At 66.5% G+C, this 3,490-nt stretch carries 4 protein-coding genes; 3 read left to right on the top strand and 1 reads right to left on the bottom strand.

The features are described from left to right. Window positions 1–4: 4 nt before the first annotated feature. The 3 genes from EOD07_RS27190 to EOD07_RS27180 all read left to right on the top strand — a co-directional run bounded on the left by EOD07_RS27190 (window position 5) and on the right by EOD07_RS27180 (window position 2,552). Window positions 5–676: a response regulator transcription factor gene (locus EOD07_RS27190; protein ID WP_245470513.1), complete on the top strand. Its 672-nt coding sequence runs from the start codon at window positions 5–7 to the stop codon at window positions 674–676. After that, a complete protein-coding gene (locus EOD07_RS27185; RefSeq protein WP_127237594.1) occupies window positions 673–2,082 on the top strand; it encodes an ATP-binding protein in 1,410 nt (469 codons plus the stop codon). Before EOD07_RS27190 ends, EOD07_RS27185 begins: the two co-directional genes overlap by 4 nt. 95 nt (window positions 2,083–2,177) lie before the next feature. Beyond that, complete coding sequence (locus EOD07_RS27180; RefSeq protein WP_040989729.1) at window positions 2,178–2,552, top strand: YciI family protein; 375 nt, start codon at window positions 2,178–2,180, stop codon at window positions 2,550–2,552. Window positions 2,553–2,573: 21 nt separating this feature from the next. Here EOD07_RS27180 and EOD07_RS27175 read toward each other — a convergent pair. Continuing rightward, window positions 2,574–3,490: pyridoxal-dependent decarboxylase (locus EOD07_RS27175; RefSeq protein ID WP_245470512.1), on the bottom strand; the 917-nt coding region annotated here is incomplete at its 5' end.

Raw genomic sequence — 3,490 nt, 5'->3', positions numbered from 1 at the left:
GGGCATACGCGACCTGTTGCAGGAATTCTTCCAGAAGCGCGGCCTGCACACGACGGTGGCCGGCGACGGCACCGAGATGGAAGCGGTCCTGCGCCGCACGCCGGTGGACCTGATCGTTCTCGACGTGATGCTGCCCGGCAAAAGCGGCCTCGAGCTTTGCCGCGAGATCCGCGCCAACTACACGACGCCGATCATCATGCTGACCGCGGTCACCGAAACGACCGATCGCGTGGTGGGCCTGGAAATGGGCGCCGACGATTACGTACCCAAGCCCTTCGATCCGCGCGAGCTTCTGGCCCGCATCCGCGCGGTGCTCAGACGCAACGGCAGCACCGAGCCGCGCCGCCCGGCCGCCAAGCAGATCTATCACTTTGCCGGTTGGACGATGGACTGCGCGCGGCGCCGCCTGACGGCGCCGGACGACGTCCGGGTGGAGCTGACGATGGCCGAGTTCAACCTGCTGCAGACCTTCGTCAAGAGCGCCCAGCGCGTACTTACCCGCGAGCAGCTGATCGAGCTTTCCGGCGGCGACACCGGCTACAGCTTCGACCGCAGCGTCGACATCCTGGTGAGCCGCCTGCGCCGCAAGATGGAAGACGACCCGAAGACGCCCAAGCTGATCCTGACCGTGCGCAGCGGCGGCTATCAGTTCCTGCCCGAGACCACGTCCGAATGAGACGCTTCCTGCCGCAGACCCTGCCAGTCTGGGTACTGCTCATCGTCATTGCCGGCCTCATGATCAGCCAGGTGGCGACGCTTTACATCGTGGCGCGCGACCGCGCCGCCGCCAACGGTATCGTCGATCTCTACCGGTTGAACGATCGCGCCTACTCGCTGGTGCAGCTGATGCATGACGCCACGCCCGAAGAGCGCAAGGCGACCGCGTCGGGCCTGTTCAACTCGACCTATGCGCTGACGGTCTCGGACACGCCCGCCGTCACCTCTTCGATCGCCGGCGACGACCAGCTGGCCGAGCTGGAGGACATCCTGGTCGGCCGCCTGTCGAAATTCGGCATCACCGACGCGCGCGTGCGGCGCGATCCGGCCACCCAGGAGTCCGATGTCCCGGACGGCCAGGCGGTGAACAAGGATGTCGGCCAGGTCGAGCGTGATCTCCTGGTCCTCGGCGCGGATTTCGCGCAGAGCGACAAGCTGACGGCCTCTCTGCGCTTTTCCGATGGGCAATGGCTGAATTTCACCGAGCCGATCACGCCTCCGGGGCCGATCCTCAGCGTCGACAGCTTGCCGCTCTACTCGCTGATTGCCGGCTTGATCGTGGTGATGTCGATATGGTCGCTGCGCCGCCTGACCGCGCCCTACCGGATGATGGAAACCGCGGTGAAGCGCATCGGAAATGATCTCAAGAGCCCGCCGATCGCCGAGAGCGGCAGCCGCGAGATCCGCGCCGCGGCGAAGGCGATCAACGCCATGCAGATGCGGCTGCGCGACTATGTCGAGGATCGCGAGCACCTCGCGGCGGCGCTGGCGCACGACCTGCGCACGCCGCTGACGCGCATGCGCCTGCGCCTCGAACTGTTGCGCAAGTCGCCGGCGCGCGAGGCGCTCGCGCACGACCTCGCCGACATCGAAAGCATCGCCAGCTCCGTCATCGACTTCGCCAAGTTCGAGGTGACCGAGGAGAAGGCCGAGCGGATCGATTTCTGGTCGCTGGTGGAATCGGTGGCGGACTCCTTCGACGGCGCGTCCTTCGACGAGGACGTGGTCCCTTCGCGCGGCCTCATCTGCATCGCACGGCCGGTGGCGCTGCGCCGTTGCGTCACCAATCTCATCCAGAACGCCGTGACCTACGGCAAGAAGGCGCATCTCGGCGTGCGGCGATCGGGCGGCACGATCACGCTGTCGATCCGCGACGAAGGCCCCGGCATTCCGCAAGCGAAGCTGGATGCGGTGTTCGGCTCCTTCGTGCGGCTGGAAGAATCACGCAACCGCACCACCGGCGGCCTCGGCCTCGGCCTCACCATCGCCCGCAACATCGCGCGCGGCGCCGGCGGCGAGGTCAATCTTTCGAACCATCCCGGCGGGGGCCTTTTGACGGAGTTGAGGCTGCCGGTGGCAGCTTGAGTCAGCAGGCGGTCGTCCCGCCGCATTGCGCCACTGGATCGGCCGCCTCTTCCTTGTGATAGTGCGGCCCGCTTGGTCACGAGGGAAGTCCATCCATGTTCTACGCCGTCCTTGCCTATCACGTGGAAGACACCGTGCAGTCCTGGACGCCCGGCGAGGATGCGGCGCTGATGAAAGACCTGCTCGAGGTCAACGACAGGCTGACCCGCGAGGGCAAGCTCGGGCCGGCGGCCCGGCTCGACGCGACGGCCAAGGCCGTGACGCTGCGCGGTCCGGGCGACGGCATGGTCATCGACGGTCCCTTCGCCGAGACCAAGGAACAGTTGCTCGGCCTCTATGTTCTCGATTGCGCGAACCAGGACGAAGCGATCGCCGCCGCGCGCGATCTCAAGCGCGTCAACCCAACCGCCGTCTACGAGATCCGGCCAATCATGCTCTATCTGCCGGGCGCGCCGCTGGCGGCCGGTTGAAATACGCTTAGGGAGCGCGTTTCACATTGGCGTCGCGGCAGCCTCGATTTCCCGTGCCAGCCGAAGCATCTCGCGCACCAAGAGATCAAGATCGTCGCGCCGCGTGCGGTGATTGGTGATCGCGGCTCTCAGGCAGTGCTGCCCGTGCACCGTGGTGTCGGAGATGGCAGCGATGCCCTCCTCCTGCAGCCGCATCATGATCTCGGTGTTGAATGCCTTCAGCGGCTCGCCGGACAGGCCGCGCCCACGATGGCGGAAGCAGACGATGTTGATCGAAGTCGGAGCCGTCAGTTCCAGCTCCGGTTCGGCCTCGATCCGGCCGGCGAGATAGCGGGCCTGCGCGATATTCTGGTCAATCAGGCGACCGAACTTCTCGACGCCATGCTCCTTCAGCGCCATCCACACCTTGAGCGCGCGAAAGCCGCGAGAGGTCTGCAGGCCGTAGTCGTGCAGCCATTGCCCGGAAGGGAGCCCGCGCGGCGCCGACTGCAGGCATTCCAGCGTGGTGGCAAAGGTGCCGCGATGCGCCTCGGCATCGCGGACCAGCGCGCAACCGGCTTCGAATGGCGCGTGCAGCCATTTGTGCGGATCGAGCGCGATCGAATCCGCCTGTTCAATGCCGGCAACCAGCGATCGGTTCTCGGGTGCGATCGCGATCAGGGCGCCGATGCAGCCGTCGACGTGGAACCAGAGGTCTTCTTCATCTGCCACCTTCGCCAGCGCCTGCGGGTCGTCGATCGCGCCGGTGTTGACGGTGCCGGCGGTGCCGATCACGCAGGCCGGGCTGAAGCCTGCCTCGCGGTCCTCGGCGATTGCCGCCTTCAGCGCGTCGATATCGATGCGCAATCCCGCGTCGGTCGGGATCCGCCGCAGTGCACGATTGCCGAGGCCGAGCACCTCCATCGCCTTGCGGTGACAGGAATGGACCGGGTCAGAGG

The sequence above is a fragment of the Mesorhizobium sp. M2C.T.Ca.TU.002.02.1.1 genome, assembly GCF_003997225.1.
Note: the sequence above shows the minus strand (reverse complement) of the source record. Positions and strands in the feature narration are given on the sequence as shown.